This window comes from Kribbella sp. (assembly GCF_035687465.1).
GTDB lineage: Bacteria > Actinomycetota > Actinomycetes > Propionibacteriales > Kribbellaceae > Kribbella.
On record NZ_DASRXP010000633.1, the window covers coordinates 1 to 17,538 of the forward strand.

General features: G+C 67.5%; 20 protein-coding genes. 7 read left to right on the plus strand and 13 right to left on the minus strand.

Annotated elements, in window-relative coordinates:
• The 5 genes from VFG33_RS33760 to VFG33_RS33780 form a co-directional block, all read right to left on the minus strand.
• On the minus strand, nucleotides 1-873 hold an 873-nt coding region (locus VFG33_RS33760), incomplete at its 3' end, for an acyl-CoA dehydrogenase family protein (protein WP_325057066.1).
• A gap of 10 nt (nucleotides 874-883) precedes the next feature.
• On the minus strand, nucleotides 884-2,014 hold the full coding sequence (locus tag VFG33_RS33765; protein ID WP_325057067.1) for a CaiB/BaiF CoA transferase family protein: 1,131 nt from the start codon (nucleotides 2,012-2,014) through the stop codon (nucleotides 884-886).
• A gap of 79 nt (nucleotides 2,015-2,093) precedes the next feature.
• Nucleotides 2,094-2,657, minus strand: coding sequence for a DinB family protein (locus VFG33_RS33770; RefSeq protein WP_325057068.1), 564 nt, complete (start codon nucleotides 2,655-2,657; stop codon nucleotides 2,094-2,096).
• A gap of 30 nt (nucleotides 2,658-2,687) precedes the next feature.
• Complete coding sequence (locus tag VFG33_RS33775) at nucleotides 2,688-4,148, minus strand: cobyric acid synthase (RefSeq protein WP_325057069.1); 1,461 nt, start codon at nucleotides 4,146-4,148, stop codon at nucleotides 2,688-2,690.
• 19 nt (nucleotides 4,149-4,167) lie between these two features.
• The gene (locus tag VFG33_RS33780; RefSeq protein ID WP_325057070.1) at nucleotides 4,168-5,193 is read right to left on the minus strand and encodes a helix-turn-helix domain-containing protein; all 1,026 of its coding nucleotides are present in this window, start codon (nucleotides 5,191-5,193) and stop codon (nucleotides 4,168-4,170) included.
• Nucleotides 5,194-5,337: 144 nt separating this feature from the next.
• On the opposite strand from VFG33_RS33780, the gene VFG33_RS33785 reads away from it, so the two are divergent.
• Genes VFG33_RS33785 through VFG33_RS33800 form a run of 4 tightly spaced genes read left to right on the plus strand, consistent with a single transcriptional unit; the run spans nucleotide 5,338 to nucleotide 8,061 of the window.
• Complete coding sequence (locus VFG33_RS33785) at nucleotides 5,338-6,288, plus strand: alpha/beta hydrolase (protein WP_325057071.1); 951 nt, start codon at nucleotides 5,338-5,340, stop codon at nucleotides 6,286-6,288.
• A 27-nt stretch (nucleotides 6,289-6,315) separates the two neighbouring features.
• On the plus strand, nucleotides 6,316-6,618 hold the full coding sequence (locus VFG33_RS33790) for a GNAT family N-acetyltransferase (protein WP_325057072.1): 303 nt from the start codon (nucleotides 6,316-6,318) through the stop codon (nucleotides 6,616-6,618).
• Nucleotides 6,615-7,148: a YbaK/EbsC family protein gene (locus VFG33_RS33795; RefSeq protein ID WP_325057073.1), complete on the plus strand. Its 534-nt coding sequence runs from the start codon at nucleotides 6,615-6,617 to the stop codon at nucleotides 7,146-7,148. The genes VFG33_RS33790 and VFG33_RS33795 overlap by 4 nt, the downstream gene beginning before the upstream one ends.
• Nucleotides 7,149-7,194: 46 nt before the next feature.
• A complete protein-coding gene (locus tag VFG33_RS33800) occupies nucleotides 7,195-8,061 on the plus strand; it encodes a Sco1979 family transcriptional regulator (RefSeq protein ID WP_524538166.1) in 867 nt (288 codons plus the stop codon).
• Between the two features lie 82 nt (nucleotides 8,062-8,143).
• On the opposite strand, the gene VFG33_RS33805 is transcribed toward VFG33_RS33800, so the two are convergent.
• Both VFG33_RS33805 and VFG33_RS33810 read right to left on the minus strand, forming a co-directional pair.
• Nucleotides 8,144-8,572 carry an organic hydroperoxide resistance protein gene (locus VFG33_RS33805; RefSeq protein ID WP_325057074.1) on the minus strand — a complete coding sequence of 143 codons (429 nt, stop codon included), beginning with the start codon at nucleotides 8,570-8,572 and terminating at the stop codon, nucleotides 8,144-8,146.
• A gap of 18 nt (nucleotides 8,573-8,590) precedes the next feature.
• A complete protein-coding gene (locus VFG33_RS33810) occupies nucleotides 8,591-9,550 on the minus strand; it encodes a quinone oxidoreductase family protein (protein WP_325057075.1) in 960 nt (319 codons plus the stop codon).
• Between the two features lie 116 nt (nucleotides 9,551-9,666).
• Between VFG33_RS33810 and VFG33_RS33815 the strand changes: the two genes are divergently transcribed.
• Nucleotides 9,667-10,335, plus strand: a complete 669-nt coding sequence (locus tag VFG33_RS33815; RefSeq protein WP_325057076.1) for a TetR/AcrR family transcriptional regulator — start codon at nucleotides 9,667-9,669, stop codon at nucleotides 10,333-10,335.
• Nucleotide 10,336: 1 nt separating this feature from the next.
• On the opposite strand, the gene VFG33_RS33820 is transcribed toward VFG33_RS33815, so the two are convergent.
• The 4 genes from VFG33_RS33820 to VFG33_RS33835 form a co-directional block, all read right to left on the minus strand.
• Nucleotides 10,337-11,083 (minus strand): sulfite exporter TauE/SafE family protein, encoded by a 747-nt coding sequence (locus VFG33_RS33820; protein WP_325057077.1) that lies wholly within the window; start codon nucleotides 11,081-11,083, stop codon nucleotides 10,337-10,339.
• Nucleotides 11,084-11,219: 136 nt separating this feature from the next.
• Nucleotides 11,220-12,383, minus strand: a complete 1,164-nt coding sequence (locus tag VFG33_RS33825) for an SPFH domain-containing protein (RefSeq protein WP_325057078.1) — start codon at nucleotides 12,381-12,383, stop codon at nucleotides 11,220-11,222.
• Nucleotides 12,384-12,586: 203 nt separating this feature from the next.
• Nucleotides 12,587-13,102, minus strand: a complete 516-nt coding sequence (locus VFG33_RS33830) for an NfeD family protein (protein ID WP_325057079.1) — start codon at nucleotides 13,100-13,102, stop codon at nucleotides 12,587-12,589.
• Between the two features lie 137 nt (nucleotides 13,103-13,239).
• A complete protein-coding gene (locus VFG33_RS33835; RefSeq protein ID WP_325057080.1) occupies nucleotides 13,240-14,022 on the minus strand; it encodes an ABC transporter ATP-binding protein in 783 nt (260 codons plus the stop codon).
• Nucleotides 14,023-14,110: 88 nt separating this feature from the next.
• Between VFG33_RS33835 and VFG33_RS33840 the strand changes: the two genes are divergently transcribed.
• Both VFG33_RS33840 and serB read left to right on the plus strand, forming a co-directional pair.
• The gene (locus VFG33_RS33840; RefSeq protein ID WP_325057081.1) at nucleotides 14,111-14,845 is read left to right on the plus strand and encodes an Rv1486c family protein; all 735 of its coding nucleotides are present in this window, start codon (nucleotides 14,111-14,113) and stop codon (nucleotides 14,843-14,845) included.
• A gap of 27 nt (nucleotides 14,846-14,872) precedes the next feature.
• Complete coding sequence (gene serB / locus VFG33_RS33845; protein ID WP_325057082.1) at nucleotides 14,873-16,084, plus strand: phosphoserine phosphatase SerB; 1,212 nt, start codon at nucleotides 14,873-14,875, stop codon at nucleotides 16,082-16,084.
• A gap of 35 nt (nucleotides 16,085-16,119) precedes the next feature.
• On the opposite strand, the gene VFG33_RS33850 is transcribed toward serB, so the two are convergent.
• Both VFG33_RS33850 and VFG33_RS33855 read right to left on the minus strand, forming a co-directional pair.
• Complete coding sequence (locus VFG33_RS33850) at nucleotides 16,120-16,284, minus strand: hypothetical protein (protein WP_325057083.1); 165 nt, start codon at nucleotides 16,282-16,284, stop codon at nucleotides 16,120-16,122.
• A gap of 280 nt (nucleotides 16,285-16,564) precedes the next feature.
• A partial coding sequence (locus VFG33_RS33855) for a hypothetical protein (protein WP_325057084.1) occupies nucleotides 16,565-17,538 on the minus strand: 974 nt, incomplete at its 5' end.

Consider the following 17,538-nt stretch of genomic DNA (forward strand, 5'->3'; position numbering starts at 1 on the left):
GGTGGCCAGCTCCGCGAGGACGAAACGGCTGTTCTGGAACGAGCCGATCGGACGGCCGAACGCCTTCCGCTCCTTCACGTACCGCAGGGTCGACTCGAGCATGCTCTCGCACGCGGCGGCGGCCACCACAGCGATGGTGAGCCGCTCCTGCGGGAGCTTCTCCATCAGACAGACGAAGCCCTTGCCCTCCTCGCCGAGCAGGTTCGCGACCGGCACCCGCACGTTGTCGAAGAACAGTTCGGCGGTGTCCTGTGCCTTCAGACCGATCTTGTCGAGATTGCGGCCGCGCTCGAAGCCAGGCATTCCCCGCTCGACGACCAGGAGGGAGATGCCCTCGTACCCCGCGCTCGGGTCGGTCTTGGCGACCACGATGACGAGGTCGGCCAGGATGCCGTTCGAGATGAACGTCTTCTGCCCGTTGAGGACGTAGTGGTCGCCGTCGCGGATCGCCGTCGTCTGGATCCCCTGCAGATCGCTGCCGGCGCCGGGCTCGGTCATCGCGATCGCGGCGATCGTCTCGCCGCTGCAGAACTTCGGCAGCCAGCGCGCCTGCTGCTCGTCCGTCGCGTAGTCCAGCAGGTACGCCGAGACGATGTCCGCGTGAACGCTGAACCCGGGACCGCTCGCGCGAGCCTTGGTGACCTCCTCGATCACCACCGCATTGAACCGGAAGTCGCGGGATCCCCCACCGCCGTACTGCTCCGGGACCATGAAGCCGAGCAGGCCCGCCGCGCCGGCCGCGGTCCACAGCTCGCGCGGCACGATGCCGGCCTCCTCCCAGGCGTCGTGATGCGGCACGATCTCCTTGTCACAGAAGGCGCGCGCGGTCTCCCGGAAGGCGTCGTGATCGGCATCGAAAAGCTGACGTTGCACGGGCGGTCTCCTATCGTTCCTCAGCCTGTACTGCGGCTCCGGTGGCAAGTAGTTCGTCGACGCCAGTGACAGCCCAATCGGTCAGGGCGGCGCGGGTGTGTTGCCCAGGGCGCGCAGGTGGTTCGCCGAGCTCCGACGGCGTCCGGGAGAAGCGCGGGGCGGGAGCGGCCTGCCGGACCCCGTCCTTCTCCACAAAGGTGCCCCTGGCAACAAGATGCGGATGGTCGCCCGCCAGCGGCAGGACCGGGGAGACACAGGCATCGCTGCCGTCGAACACCTCGGTCCACTCGGCCTGGGTCCGCCGGGCGAACGTCTCGGCCAGGACCTTGCGGAGCTCCGGCCAGCTCGCAAGGTCGTACCGGTCCGGCGGCGAGATCTCGAGCAACCGGATCAGCTCGTCGTAGAACTGTGGCTCGATCGCCCCGACCCCCATGTACTTCGCGTCGGACGTCTCGTACACGTCGTAGAACGGCGCACCCGTGTCGAGCAGGTTCGTACCGCGCTCCTGCTTCCAGTTGCCGGAGGCCAACGCGCCCAACAGCATCGTGGTGAGGTGCGCGGCGCCATCCACGATCGCCGCATCGACGACCTGCCCTTGGCCACTCCCCCGGGCCTCCACCAACGCAGCCAGTACGCCGACCACCAGATAGAGCGATCCGCCGGCGAAGTCGCCAAGCAGATTCGCCGGGACTTGAGGTGGCCCGCCCGCGCGCCCGATCAGGTGTAACGCACCTGACAGCGCGAGGTAGTCGATGTCATGTCCGGCCGTCTGGGCAAGCGGCCCGTCCTGACCCCACCCGGTCATCCGCCCGTAGACCAACTTCGGGTTGATCGCCTGACACTGCTCCGGCCCGAGCCCCAACCGCTCGGCGACACCCGGCCGGAATCCTTCCACCAGCACGTCAGCCTGCTCGACCAACTGGAGCACCGCGTCGATCGCCGCCGGGTTCTTCAGATCCAGCGCGATACTCCGCCGGCCCCGGTTCACCAGCTCCAGCTCAGAGGGCCCGAACGCCAGCCCGCCCCCGGGCCGCTCCACGCGGACCACCTCGGCACCCAGCTCGGCCAGCATCATGCAGGCGAACGGCGCCGGCCCGAGCCCGGCCAGCTCGACAACCCTCACCCCACGCAGTGGACCCATGCCCAGCATTGTGACAGTAAAACTGTCACGGTAGTCAAGTCACGGTCAGGCTCGGCCCGCTTCGTGCCTGGGACGCTGCCTACTTGAAGGTTTCAGCGGCCTGCTGCACCTTGGTGTGGTAGTCACGCCAGCCGGCCTCGTCGACCATGTCCGCGTCGGAGCCGCCCTGGCCGTCGATCAGCTCGCGGACGATGTCGGCGTGGCCGGCGTGGTGGGCGGTTTCGTCGACCACGCGGACGAGCAGCACGCCCAGGGTGGTCTTCCTGCGCTCTGCCGGCCAGTGCGGGACTTCGGCAGGTGCGTCCAGGTCCAGCTCCGCGATCGTCCGGTCGCCGTGTTCGCAGGCGCGGCGGTAGAGCGCAGTCAGGTACTCGCTCGTCTCGGACGGCAGTGCCCACATGTCGGCGCCCTCCCAGACCGAGCCGTCCCCCTCCCAGGCGAGCTTCTCCTCCGGCGGTCGGCCGAGGCTCGTCCCGAGGTAGACGTACTCGATCCCCGCCAGGTGCTTGACCAGCCCGAGCAGGTTGGTCCCAGACCGCACCAGCGGGCGGCGCCGGTCGTACTCACTCAGGCCGTCCAGCTTGGCGAGCATCAAGGCTCGCGTGGCCCGGAGGTACTCGTGCAGCACAGGTTTGAGGTCCATACCGGGGACGCTAAACCATCGTTCCGACAGTCAGCCAGGTGCGCCTGGCGGGACGAACCGCAGGCCGGCCGGTGCGCCCTTCTCGATCAGCTCGAGCAGTGCCGCCGTGTCGAGATGCTCGTCGATCGCGTCGGCCAGCAGGTCCAGCCGGGCCTCCCGCAGCGCGGCGAACGAAACCGTCCCGTCCGGCGCGGACTTCCCGGTCATCGCGGCGATCTCCGCCAGGAACCGATGCCGGACCGCGTCATCGTCCAGCAGCCCGTGCCAGATCGTCCCCCACACCACTCCAATCCGGCAGCCGCCCGGAAACGCCTCTGCCTCCCCCGTCGCACTCACCACCCCATGATGGATCTCGTACGCCGTCGGCGCGGGCCGGGCCAAAATCTTCGCGGCAGCGAATTCGGTTGCCACTGGCAACAACTCGAGACCGGTATGACTTCCGCCGCCCTCGACCCCCAAGGGATCCGCGATCGCACCACCCAGCAACTGATACCCACCGCAGATCCCCAGCACCGGCCGACCAGCCGCGACCCGCGCCACCACCGCATCCGCCAGCCCGGTAGATCGCAACCACGCCAAGTCGGACGTAGTGGCTCGCGACCCCGGCAGCACCACCAGATCCGCATCGCGGACCTCGGCCGGGCTCGCCGTGAAGAACACACTCGTGGTCGGCTCCACCGCGAGCGCATCCAGATCGGTGAAGTTACTGATCCGGGGGAACCGCACCACCGCCACCGAAAGCACGTCGGCATCGTGCGCCGTCCGTCGCGCCGGGATGTCCAACGCGTCCTCCGAATCCAGCCAGAGATCGGGCAACCACGGCAGCACGCCGTACGTCGGGCGCCCGGTCACCGACGCGAGCATGTCGATCCCCGGTTGCAGCAGCGACACATCACCCCGGAACTTGTTCACCACGAACCCGCTCACCAATGCCTGGTCCGCTGCCGACAGCAACGCCACCGTGCCGAACATCGACGCGAACAAGCCACCGCGATCGATGTCACCGACCACCACGACCGGCGCCCGCGTGTGCTGCGCGAGCCCCATGTTCACGTAGTCGGACTGCCGCAGATTGATCTCCGTCGGACTACCCGCACCCTCGCTGATCACCACGTCGTACCGGCTCGCTAGGTCGTCGTATGCGGCAAAGGCGGCCTTCGCGAGTTCGGCCCGCTCGGTGAGGAACCCGCGGGAGGTGAGCTCACCCCACGGCTCCCCCATCAACACGACATGGCTGCGCTGGTCACTGCCGGGTTTCAGCAGGACCGGGTTCATCGCCGCCTCGGGCTCGGCACCGGCGGCGACCGCCTGGATCCACTGGGCCCGGCCGATCTCGGCACCGTCCGCGCAGACCATCGAGTTGTTCGACATGTTCTGTGCCTTGTACGGCGCCACCCGCACCCCGTGGCGTGCCAACCACCGGCAGAGCCCGGTCACCACGGTCGTCTTGCCCGCGTCGGACGTAGTACCGGCAACCAGGAGAGAACCCACGCGGTGATCCTAGGCGGATCTACTGCGGTCGCAGGGCGAGCATCACCATGGCGAGGCTCAGCCGGAGACGGCCCGCCGGGTTGCCCAGCTCGAAACCGAGCACTGCCTCGGCGTGCTCCAACCGGTAGGCGACAGTGCTGTGGTGCCGGTAGACGAGGGCGGCCGCCTTGCGCACTGAGTCCGTGGCGCAGTAGGCACGCAGGATGCTCAGCAGGTCGTCGCCACCGGGTTCAGCTGCGATCCGGTCGAGCGCGGCGACGTCCGGCGAGCTTGCGATGTCTTCCGGCCGCAGCCGCTCGGCCAGTACGACGAGACCGCCCAACTGATCCGCCGGGATAACCGGCAACTCATGCGAGGCAAAACGCAAGGCGGTCCGCGCTGCCCGCCACGACTCGGCTGCCTGGGCTCCCGGCAACTCGGGCCCTAACCCCATCAGCGTCCCTTCGACCAACACCGTGTCCGACCCGGTGGAGTCCGGCAGTAGTGCCGCGGAGACGTCACCGATGATCGCCGTACGAGTGATGCCGGCCGCGCCCAGGTCCGGCGTACCGGCGAAGGCGGCGACTCGCAGGGATGCGGTCGGCGACAGGCCGAGCAGATGGAGTGCACGGGACCGTTCGACGATGCCTGTCGAGTCGGCCACGACGAGCTCCACCAGAGCGGGATCGCCGACGGCCGGCAGGCTGCTGACCGTACGGTCGAGCAGGATCGAGCCGGCCAGCGCGAAGCGTTCCAGCACCATCTCGTCCAGGGGCAGTGCCGCCCCCTCTCTGGCAAGCCAGAAGACAGCATCTCCGTACTCGCGCAGGCCCGCCCCTGCCGGCGGACCGCCCAGCTCGACGCCGCCGGCCGGATCGGCGCGGAGCACCAGTCCCCGGGCGGCCGCGTCGATCCCCACCGGACACTCGGCGAGGGTCGCCGTACTCTGCAGCAACGTGCCGAGATCGGCCTTGCTCGTCACCAGGGCGTCGAAGAACCCGATCACCCGGACGGCGCTCTCCGCGGTGGAGTCCAAGCTGTTCAGCCGGAGCAACAGGCCCTTCATGTCCCGAGGCTACCTGTGTGGCCGGTGGTCTGACGGCTCCGACAGTCGGCGGATGCGGACCCCGGGATCGCCGCCAGCTGGCGGCTCCCGCCAGGACCGGCGCGGGCGGATGCTCGAGGGACAGCCGAACAGAGAGGTTCGCAGATGAGCGAGTACGCGATCGACCCGGAACTGGTGCCGTGGTTGGCGATGGTTCCCGAGATGGACTTCGCGGACGTGGTCGCCGGCCGTGACAGGCTGAGTCAGCTCATCGCGCTGATGCCGGCCCGGGAAGTCCCCGATGACGTCGAGACCCGGAACGCCACGATCCCCGGCCGCGACGGCGCGCCCGGCGTACCGATCCGGATCTACACGCCCACCGCTACGACGAGCTCACCGCGGGCCGGCTATCTGCACATCCATGGCGGCGGCTTCGTGATCGGAGACCTCGACATGTCGGAGCAGGCTCCGGCCGAGATCGCCCGCGACGCCGGCGCGGTGGTCGTCTCGGTGGGCTACCGGCTGGCCCCGGAGGATCCGTTCCCGGCGGGCCTGGAGGACTGCTACGCCGCACTCGAGTGGCTCGCGTCCGAGGCCGGTCAACTGGGCGTCGATCCGGCGCGGATCGCGGTCGGCGGGGAGAGTGCGGGCGGTGGTCTGGCGGCCGCGGTCGCGCTGCTGGCCCGGGACCGGGGAGGCCCGGCGCTGACACACCAGTTCCTCGACATCCCGGAGCTCGACGACCGGCTGGAAACCGCTTCGATGAAGAGGTTCGTGGACACCCCGCTGTGGGATCGCGGTAAAGCTGAACTCAGCTGGAAGTACTACCTGTCCGGAACGCCCGAAGTCCTGGGACTCCAGTACGCGGCTCCGGCGCGGATGGAGGACCTGTCCGGGCTGCCGCCCGCCTTCGTCGCGACCTGCGAGTTCGATCCGCTCCGCGACGAAGGGCTGATCTACGCCCAGCGCCTCCTCGCTGCCGGGGTCCGGGTCGAGCTGCACAGCTACCCCGGCACCTTCCACGGCTCCATTGCTGTCCCGGAGGCGGCAGTCACGCGGCGGATGGCAGCCGACAAGAAGGACGCGATCCGCCGGGCCCTAGCTCCCAAGGACTAGTCGGATGCTGTGGCTAGAGTTGGCGGTATGGAGAACGAGATCACCATCGTGGACGCCAAGGATCAGAGCCGGTACGAGGCGCATGACGCCACCGGTGCGCTGATGGGTTTCGCCGACTACCGGCTGGACGGCGACACGATCGTCTTCGTGCACGCCGAGACGCTGCCGGAGTTTCGCGGCCACGGGGTCGCGGGCAAGATCGCGACGAAATCCCTCAACGACGCCCGGGACGCCGGTCTGCGGGTCAAGCCCGCCTGCCCGTACTACCAGGACTTCCTGACGCAGCACACCGAGTACGCCGATCTCGTCGACCAGGCTGGTTCGCGGTGACCTCACCGCACCTGGGCAACCTCGACTGGCAACCCGCCGCGGACGTCCCGGACCTCCTCGCCGAACCAGTCCGCGCGGCCCTGTCCGGGCTGCCCGCTTATGCGACGGCGATCGACCCGACTCTGGCGGACACGGCCGCCTTCTGCGCGGAGTACGACGTACCGATGGCCGCGTCGGCGAACTGCGTGATCGTGCACGGCAAGCGAGCCGGCGAGTCGACGTACGCCGCGGTGATGGTGCTGGCGACCCACCGGGCGGACGTGAACGGAGTGATCCGCAAGCATCTCGGGGTCCGGAAGATCTCCTTCGCGGCCCAGGACGATGCCGTCGGCTCGACCGGGATGGAGTACGGCGGGATCACTCCGATCGGGCTGCCGGCGGACTGGCCGGTGCTCGTCGACGAGGCCGTCGCCCAGGCCGGGCTGCTCGTGATCGGCAGCGGCATCCGCGCCTCCAAGCTGCTGGTCGAGGGCGCCGATCTCGCGAAGCTCCCCACCGCCTCCGTGCTCGCTCTCGCCGCACCCGCCTGAAGTATCGGCCGCAGCGGTCCTGGCCGTTAAGATCTACGGCGTGACGGTGCCAGGGGGAGACGAAGGCGGGCCGACCGCACTGCGGATCATGCTCGGCGGTCACCTGCGCCGGATGCGTGAGGCCGCCGGGATCAGCCGCGCCGACGCGGGCTGGCAGATCCGCTCCTCCGAGTCCAAGGTCAGCCGGATGGAACTCGGCCGGGTCGGCTTCAAGGAACGCGACGTCGGCGATCTGCTCGATCTCTACGGCCTGAAGGACCCGCACGAACGCGACCGGCTGATCGACCTGTCCCGGGCCGCGAACAACCCTGGCTGGTGGTCCCGGTACGGCGATGTGATGCCGTCCTGGTTCCACAACTACGTCGGACTCGAGGTCGCCGCCAAGCTGATCCGCAGCTACGAGGTGCTGTTCGTCCCCGGCCTGCTGCAGACCGAGAACTACGCCCGGGCCGTGGTCCAGCTCGGCAAGTCCTACCTGCCCCAGGAGGAGATCGACCAGCGGGTCGCCCTCCGGGTGACCCGCCAGCAGATCCTGACCAGGGCGAATCCGGTCAAGCTCTGGGTGATCATCGACGAGGCCGTACTGCGCCGCCCGATCGGCGGCCGCGACACGATGTACGAGCAGATCGAGCACCTGATGAAACTGGACCGGCTGCCGAACGTGACCCTGCAGGTGATGCCGTTCAGCAGCGTCGGCTACCCGGGTGCCGGTGGGGCGTTCAGTATTCTGCGCTTCCCCGAGGGCGATCTGCCCGACGTCGTGTACATCGAGCACGCGGCCAGCGCGCTGTACCTGGACAAGATCGAGGACCTCGACGAGTACGCGGCGATCATGGACGCGCTGAGCATCGCCGCCGCGCCGACCAGCGAGACCCAGGCACTGCTGCTGGAAGCACAGGACCGGCTCGGCTGAGCTCTGCCCAACCGGCCGGTCCGTTGCGTCGGCGGTGATGTCCAGTTTTCTGATCATCACCGCCGGTTGATCACTATTCTGATCAGGCGACGACGAGGTCGACCTTGATGTTGCCGCGGGTGGCGTTGGAGTACGGGCAGACCTCGTGGGCCTTGGCGACCAGGTCCTCGGCGACCGCGCGCTCGACACCCGGCAGCGACACCTCGAGCGCGACCTCCAGGCCGTAGCCGGCGCCACCGTTGATCGGGCCGATGCCCACGGCGGCGGTGACGGTCGAGCCGTCGACGGGCTGCTTGGCCCGGCGGCCGACGACCTTCAGCGCGCTGTGGAAACAGGATGCGAAGCCGGCCGCGAACAACTGCTCGGGGTTGGTGCCTTCACCGTTGCCGCCCATCTCCTTCGGCGGCGCGACGGTGACGTCGAGCTTGCCGTCGTCCGACGCGGTGTGGCCGTCGCGGCCGCCGTGGGCGGTGGCGCGGGCGGTGTACAGAACCTTCTCAACAGCGATCATGAAGAGTCTCCTGACGATTCAGCGGGTGGGGTCCAGCACGAGCTTGCCGACGGTCCGGCGGGCTCGCAGGTCTTCGTGGGCAGTCGCGATCTCGGACAGCGCGTACTCGCCGCCGACGATCGGGCGAAGCTTGCCTTCGGCGGCCAGGCCGAAGAGTTCGGTCAGCGGGCCACCGAGCAGGGCGGGATTCTTCAAGAAGTCGACCAGCCAGAAGCCGGCGACGGTCTTCGAACCCTTCATCAACCGGCCGGGGTCGATCGGGCTCCCCTGCTCACGCGAGGCGGCCCCGAAGGTGACCAGGCGGCCGATGGGAGCCAGCGCGTCGAACGACTCGTCGAAGGTGCGGCCGCCGACCATCTCCAGCACGATGTCGACCGGCTTGCCGCCGTTCGCCTCGATGATCCGGTCCTTCAGACCCTCGGGGTCGCCGTCGATCGCGGCATCCGCACCAAGGTCCAGGACCTGCTTGCGCTTGTCCTCGGTGGAGGCGGTGGCGATCACGCGGCCGGCACCCCAGAGCTTGGCGAGCTGGACCGCGAGCGATCCGACCCCGCCGGCACCGGCGTGCACGAGCACCGACTCTCCCGGCTGTAGATGGGTGGAGGTCTTCAGCAGATGCCAGGCGGTCGTGCCCTGCAGCACCAGCGCGAGCGCGTCACCGTCGCTCACCCCCTCCGGCACGTCGAACGCGTACGGCGCGTGCGCAACCGCCTTCTCGGCATAGCCACCAGTGACCAGCGCTACGACCCGGCGGCCGTCCGCGGTATGACCCACGACCTCGCCACCCGGGATCATCGGCAGCTCGGCCTTCGCCAGGTAGCTGTTCTCGACCTGGTGGGTGTCGGCGTAGTTGACGCCAGCGCGGTCGACGGTGATCAGCACCTGGCCATCGCCAGGTACCGGCTCCTCGACCTCGCTCACCTTGAGCACTTCCGGGCCACCGAACTCGGTGATCTGTACGGCTCGCACGCTTGCCATCCCTTCCAGTGTGCCTCGCGGCACGTTGCCTTCAAGCTTCTCTACACTGTACTGTACACCGTACGTTAGTAGTCGCACTGTGAGGTGCGTCGCGCACCCCGAGGAGGTGGAGACAGATGACCGGCGCCAGACCCCGGACGCCGCGGAACACCCTGAACCCGGAGCTGATCATCCAGACCGCGCTCGACCTGATGGAGGCCGGCGGCACCGCCGCGTTCAGCCTCCGCGGGCTGGCCGCCGAGCTCGGAGTCGGCCCGATGGCGCTCTACACCTACTTCCGCAACAAGGATGACCTGTACGACGCGGTGCGCGATCACCTGATGGCCTTGGTTCCCCCGGCACCCGCCGACACCCCATGGCCGGACCAGGTCCGGGCGGTCTGCCGCGGTCTGCGCCGGCTGATGCTGCAACATCCTTGCCTTGCACAACTACTCGCGAGGCGGCCGCTGAGCGGCCACGAGACGGCCCGGGTCGCCGAGGGACTGCTCGGTGTCCTGCGCTCGGCCGGGTTCGACGCGGAGACCGCGGCGCGGACGCACACCACCTTGTTCACCTACGTGTTGGGCGCGACGTCCTGGGAGATCCACATGGCGGCGGAGCGACGGGATCCGGAAGGGGCGCGGCGGTTGTGGACCGCAGTGCACTCGCTGTCGCCGACCGAGTTTCCGACCGTGGTGGAACTGCTACCGGAGCTGACCCGCACCACCGGTGGCGAGGAGCAGTTCGACTACGGCCTGGACCTGCTGATCGCCGGGGTCTCCGCGAAGCTCAACAGTGTCGATTAGTTCAGAAGGCCATCGTGACGATGGCGACGATGCCGATCGCGACGATCATGCCGCGCAGGGCGATCGGCGGTAGCCGGCGGCCGTAGCGCGCGCCGACGAAGCCGCCGATCGTCGAGCCGACCGCGATCAGCCCCGCGGCCAGCCAGTTCACATCGGCGACGATGATGAACAGCACGGCCGCGACCGTATTCACGGCGGTTGCCAGCACGTTCTTCAACGCGTTCATCCGCTGCAGGTTCGCGTCCATGCCGAGGCCGAGGATCGCCATCAGCAGCACGCCCTGGGCCGCACCGAAGTACCCGCCGTAGATCCCGGTGGCGAACACCGCAGGGATCACCCACCAGGCGCCGCGATGGGTGTGGTCGGGAACGCTGATCCACTTCGACAGCCACGGTTGGAGCGCGACCAGAACGCAGCCGAGCAGGATCAGCACGGGAACGATCGCGTGGAACGCGGACTCCGGCAGGACCAGCAGCAGCACTCCCCCGACCACCCCACCGATCAGCGAGGCCGGGACCAGCCGGATCATCCGCCCCCGCTGGCCTTCGAGTTCCCGCCGGTAGCCGATCGCGCCGGCCGCGGTACCGGGTGACAGGCCGACGCTATTGCTGACGTTCGCCAGCACGGGTGGGATGCCGACAGCAAGCAACGCGGGGAAGGTCAGCAGAGTGCCCGAGCCCACCACCGCGTTGATCGTGCCCGCGCCCATCCCCGCCAGCAAGACGAACAGCGCCTCGAACCAAGTCATCGTTGCCAGACTCTACGCACTGCTGGACTGCGCGGGCCTGCACGTCCAGAGGTTGAACGTGCAATGACGCGAACGTCACACGGTCCGGCACACCTTGGCGGTGGACCGGACCGTGGACGAAACGTAGTACTGGGTGTCAGCGCTCCGGCGGAGAGCTGTCCTGGACCGGAGAGGTTTGCTCGGGAGCAGCGGTGACCGCCGGCGGTGCCGCCTGCTGGCTGCGCGAACCGACTGCCGCGTTCTGAGCAGCCGCGATGGCTTCCTGTACGGCGTTGTCGGCCTCGACGACAGCAGCATCCGGAGTGGCAGCCGTGCCCATCCCGCGGTCGACCTGGATCGCTGCCGAGTCACCGAGCTCCGGCTCCGGGAAGGGGCCCTCGGCCTTCTGGGTGATGCCGGCGATCTGGCCGACGGCACTGCCGAGGCCCTCCATCGCCTTGCCGATCTCGCTCGGGATGATCCACAGCTTGTTCGAGTCGCCTTGAGCGATGGACGGCAGCATCTGCAGGTACTGGTAGGCCAGCAGACCCTGGTCGGGCTTGCCCGCGTGGATCGCGTTGAAGACGGTGGTGATGGCCTGCGCCTCACCCTGCGCCTTCAGGATCCGGGCCTCCCGCTCGGCCTGCGCGCGCAGGATCCGGGACTCCCGGTCGCCCTGCGCGGTCAGGATCGCGGACTGCTTCTGGCCCTCGGCCGACAGCACCGCGGACTGCCGCATACCTTCGGCGGTGAGGATCGCGGCGCGCTTGTCGCGGTCGGCGCGCATCTGCTTCTCCATCGAGTCCTGGATCGAGGGCGGCGGGTCGATCGAGCGGAGCTCCACCCGGTTCACCCGGATCCCCCACTTGCCGGTCGCCTCGTCCAGCACGTAGCGGAGCTTCTCGTTGATCTCCTCGCGGCTGGTCAGCGTCTGCTCCAGGTCCATGCCACCGATGATGTTCCGCAGCGTGGTCATGGTCAGCTGCTCGATCGCCTGGATGTAGTTGGAGATCTCGTACGTCGCCCGGACCGGGTCGTTCACCTGGAAGTAGATGACGGAGTCGATCGACACCATCAGGTTGTCCTCGGTGATGACGCCCTGGGGCGGGAACGCCACGACCTGCTCGCGCATGTCGATGGTGTAGCGGACCTTGTCGACGAACGGGGTCAGCAGGTTCAGGCCGGGTTGCAGGCCCACCTTGAACTTCCCGAACCGCTCCACGATGCCCACGGTCTGCTGCTGCACGACCCGGACGGACTTGACCAACGTGACGATCACCAGTAGGGCTACCAGTGCCAGCACGATGAGGAACGCTTCCACGTGATCCTCCACTCAACAGAACTCAGGACGGACAGTCTTACCTATCGACGGGCCAGTGCCCACCCCGGTTCCGTCCCGATCCAGCTAGCTGACCAGGCAATATTCTCGAGGTGGGACGAGGCGCCGACGGCACGATGTCCCTATAGGCGAGAGTACTTCGGCCCCGGGCCCGCTCAAGCGAGGTCAGCGGGCGTGGCGCCGGGTCAGCGGGGTGGTTCGGGGTCGTCGGACTGGCCGAGCTCCGGCAGGCGGTGGCCGAGGGGTTCGCCGATCGGATAGACCACCGCGGTCGCGCCGTCGATCATCATCACCTCGACCCGAGTGCCAGGCGGAATGGTGGAGACCTCGTCGTACGGGCGGGCCGTCCAGAGCTCGCCACCCAGCTTGACCGAGCCGCCGCCGTCGGGGTGGATCTCCTTCACCACCACACCGGTGCGGCCGATCTCGTGTTGCGAACCAGTCTTCAGATCGACCCCGTGATGGATCTTGCGCACCAGCAGCGGCCGGATGGCGGCCAGCATCGCGGCCGAGGTGATCAGCCCGATGACGATCTGCAGCCACAACAACCCCGGGAAGAACGCCCCCACCCCGGCGGCGGTCAGTGCTCCGGCCGCCAGCATCAACAAGGTGAAGTCGAGCGACGCGAGCTCGGCAAGACCGAGCACCACCGCGATCCCGAGCCAAGCCGCCCAGACGTTGTCCCGCAGCCAATCCATCATCTGCCAAGCCTATCCGCCATCGGGCCCTACAACAGGCCCGCGAACCTCTCGGACGCGCCGCCCCCTCCCCCGGACCCACTCTTACGTCCGAAGGGACGTGGGGCAGGACCCTCGGTCCTTCGGACGTAAGCGAATCGTTAGAGGGCGCGGGCGGTGTAGCGGCCTTCTCGGTGGTCGAGGGAGAGGGCGAGGTCGAAGGTTTCGCTGAGGGTCTGGGCGGTGAGGGCCTCGGTGATCGGGCCGGCGGCGATCACGTGACCCTGTTTGAGCAGCAGGGCGTGGGTGAAACCGGGCGGGATCTCCTCGACGTGATGGGTGACCAGGACCATCGCCGGGGAACCTTCGGCGGTCGCGATCGAGCTGAGCGAGCGGACCAGTTGTTCGCGGCCGGTGAGGTCGAGACCGGCGGCCGGTTCGTCGAGGAGCATCAGTTCGGGGTCCGTCATCAGGGCCCGGGCGATCTGGACGCGTTTACGCTCGCCCTCCGACAAGGTCCCGAAGGTGCGTTCGCTGAGGTGACCGATCCCGAGTTCCGTCAGCAGTACCTTGGCCCGTTGGTGGTCCTGCTCGTCGTACTCCTCGCGCCACCGGCCCAGTACGGCGTACGAGGCGGAAACGACCACATCGGAGACCCGCTCGGACCGGGGCAGGCGATCGGCGAGGGCGGCGCTGGTGAGGCCGATCCGCGGCCGGAGCTCGAACACGTCGACCGCGCCGAGCACCTCGCCGAGCAGTCCGGCGACCCCCTCGGTCGGGTGCATCTGCGCCGCGACGATCTGCAACAGGGTGGTCTTACCGGCGCCGTTGGGGCCGATGATCACCCAACGGTCGGCCTCGTCGACGGTCCAGTCGATGTTGTCCAGCAGGCGTGCGCCACCGCGGACGATCGTGACACCGGCCAGCTCCACCACTGCAGTCATGGACCAAAACCTACGTGGTCGCTCCTGCCGATCCGCCATGACCCTGCTGATGTGTGAGGCGCTGCCGCGGGGTGGGACACTGACGGGCGTGCTGACCACTGCCGCCTCGGTCCGTTTCACCGTCTGGACGAACGCCATGCTGACCGGCGCGTGCGATCCCGACACCGCCGCGCACCAGATCCTCGGCGACGACGTCGGCCATCACGTAGCCGGGCTCGCCGCCCATCCGGCGCCTGCCACCTTGCCCGTAGCCCTCAACCTGCTGCGTGCCGCCGGAGCCACCGAGGCACACCTGGCGCTGCCGATCCCGGGTCATCCGATCGGGCTGGCCGGACCACCCCCGTTCAACGAGGCAGCGCTGGAGTCGGGCGAGGCCGTAGTACTGAGTGGGGCTGAGCTCGGACTGGTTCCCGCGTACGTCGGACCTGCCGTGCAGTGGACTGTGTTACCAGCGACCAGCCCGAAGCCGGCGGACCTCGGCGAGGCCGACCGGGGACTCCGCGCCGCCCTGATCGAGGCGGCCGAATCCCTGGCCGCGCTGGATGTGGCGAAGTGGAAGCCGGAGGTCGCCGACGCGCTGATCGACATCCGCCGGATCGGGTCGGGCAAGGGCGATGACCTTGCCCCCGGCTACGAACCGCGGGCGGTGAAGGCCGCCGCGACCGCCCGGCGCTGCCTGGCGATCGCGGATGCGGCTCTGGAGGACGACGGCAACGCGCTGACCGGCGCCGACGCGGACGCCCGCCGCCGTACGCTGCAGGATCTCGCCGCCGCGGCGCGGCGCGCGTTGGTGGCAGCATGTGGACCGCCCACCTCCCGTTAACCCGGTTTCGGTAGCGTCTGCCTTGTCATGACTGGACAGGCTGAGCACGAGACGCCCCCTTTGGATCGCCCCACGTTGCTGGTCACGTTGACCGGTACGGACCGCCCGGGCCTGACTTCCGCAGTCCTGTCGATGCTCGCGACCAACGGACTCGACGTGATCGACGCCGAGCAGGTCGTACTGCGAGGCCACCTGGTGCTCGGGGTCCTGCTGACGGCACCGCGGGATCACAAGGAGCTGAAGAAGTCCCTCAAGCAGCTCGCCGACAACCTCGACGTCGAGATCGAGGTCAAGAAAGGGTTCGGCGACAACGAGCCGCGGCGCAAGGGCCGGACCCAGGTCACCGTGATCGGCAGTCCGCTGACGGCCAAGGGGTTCGCCGCCATCGCCGGGCGGATCGCGGACACCGGTGCGAACATCGACCGGATCAGCCGGATGGCGCGCTATCCGGTCACCGCGATGGAGATCGCCGTGTCCGGTGCGGATCCGGACTCACTGCGTACGGTGCTCGCGCTCGAAGGGGTGACCCAGGGCCTGGACGTCGCAGTACAGGCGGGTGGTCTGTATCGGCGGGCGAAGCGGCTGATCGTGATGGATGTGGACTCGACCCTGATCCAGGGCGAGGTGATCGAGATGCTCGCCGCGCACGCGGGCCGGCTCGAGGAGGTCGCCGCCGTCACGGAGCAGGCGATGCGTGGTGACCTCGACTTCGCCGACTCGCTGCGGCAGCGGGTAGCGACGCTCGAAGGGTTGCCCGCCTCGGCCTTGGACGAGGTGTTCGAGGCGATCGAGTTGGCGCCTGGGGCTCGCACGCTGGTCCGGACGCTGAAGCGGCTCGGGTACCAGTTCGCGATCGTGAGTGGCGGGTTCAGCCAGATCACGGACAAGCTCGCCGCCGACCTCGGCATCGACTTCGCCGCGGCGAACGTGCTGGAGATCGTGGACGGCAAGCTGACCGGCAAGGTAGTCGGCGACATCGTGGACCGGGCCGGCAAGGCGACTGCCCTGCGACGGTTCGCGGAGTCCTCGCAGACGCCGCTGTCCCAGACGGTGGCGATCGGGGACGGCGCGAACGACCTCGACATGCTCGCGGCGGCCGGCCTCGGCATCGCCTTCAACGCCAAGCCGGTCGTCCGCGCGGCCGCGGACACCCATCTGAGCGTGCCGTACCTCGACACGATCCTCTACCTGCTCGGCATCTCCCGCGAAGAGGTCGAAGCCGCGGACGCGGACGCCTGAGCAGTCCGGTGGAGGCAGCCACCGTGGGAAGCCGCTCAAGGGATAAGCGTGACCGCCATCCCGACCAGGAAAACTCCAAGTATCAGACCGAGCAGCACCTTGATCACAGAACGCCAGTACTTGACTAGCAGTACTCCGATGAACAGACCCAGAACTGGCTCGTCTTTGATCACAGTCAACAAAACCCGCAGAACTGACATCGCCTGCCTCCTTAGGGCGGACCGCTGAACACAGTTCTGGTCAGCGTTCTCGGCGACCGCGGCTCTTGCGAGGTGCCTAGGTAGCCTTGATATAAGTAGACGGACAAGACGCGCGCATCACCAGGGACGGAAGAGCGACTGAGGTCGCCAAAGGCTGCCATTGAAGTGGTACCGGACTCGTACGGAACCAGGAATGAAGCCAGTGTGAGCGTGGCGATCCCGGGTCCACCGAAGCGGGCCGCAGGCTCCAACGATCAGTCGGATGCAAAGCGGACTTTCTTCAGGTGAAGTCTTTCAATAATTCCTTCAACAGGAGTATCGTTACCCGATTCGGTGTCATCCAGTAGAGCGCTGGAGTCGACGCGCGGTATTGATCAAGCGCCAATGACCAATACTGATTCACCTTTGAGATGTCCCGCTGCAGGCCGGATAGAGTCGGCGGCATAGGAACAAGAGAGTATTCGACTTCCTCTGCAGACATCGAGGTCTGCCGTATCACTAGGCTAACAGTCGAATCCAACGAGCTGGGTATGTCACCATGACCGCAGATAATCTCAAGTTCGTCCGTACCACCCGGTAGGTCAAGTATCACCAACTCGAGAGCAGGCGAGCAATCCAGCATGTAGAGCATATCTTCTATTATCGCCCGCACTGCCGATCGACTCTTCGTTGTCAGGAAGTGAAGGAACGTCTGCTTTACGAGTACGATCTTGTATCGCTTCGAGCCCTCCAAGGCCAGCCGTCGCGAATAATCACGATAGTCAGCTACGAACGATATAAATGTCTCGAAATCATCCTCCTCTAATCCCATGCCGGTCGCCCATCGGACAATCTCCTCGCGATCTAAGAAAATCACCGGCGGCTCGGCGAGGATAGCCATCTCGAGGGCTGGCAAACTACGCTCTAGGGCGAAGATGTACGCGAATGCCGGCGCATTCTTCAATTGCAGGACGCCAGGTAGCCTCATAAGGCTCTCGATATCACTCGGTAGAGAGTCGATAAACCGCGACAGTGAACTGCTCCCCAGAACATCATTGAACCGACCAATATCCGACTCTCGCAGATCTATTACTGACGCAAAGCAGGACGCAGCCAACTCATCGTCATTGAAGCACTGAACGAGAAGATGCTCAAGCTCGATGCCGAGAGTCATTGCGATCAATTCGAGCGCGAAATACTTCCTCGGCGGCCGGCGCACGGGCAGCGGTCGAGCTCTCCGTTCAGATTCCAATATCCGCACGGTATCGACGGAAA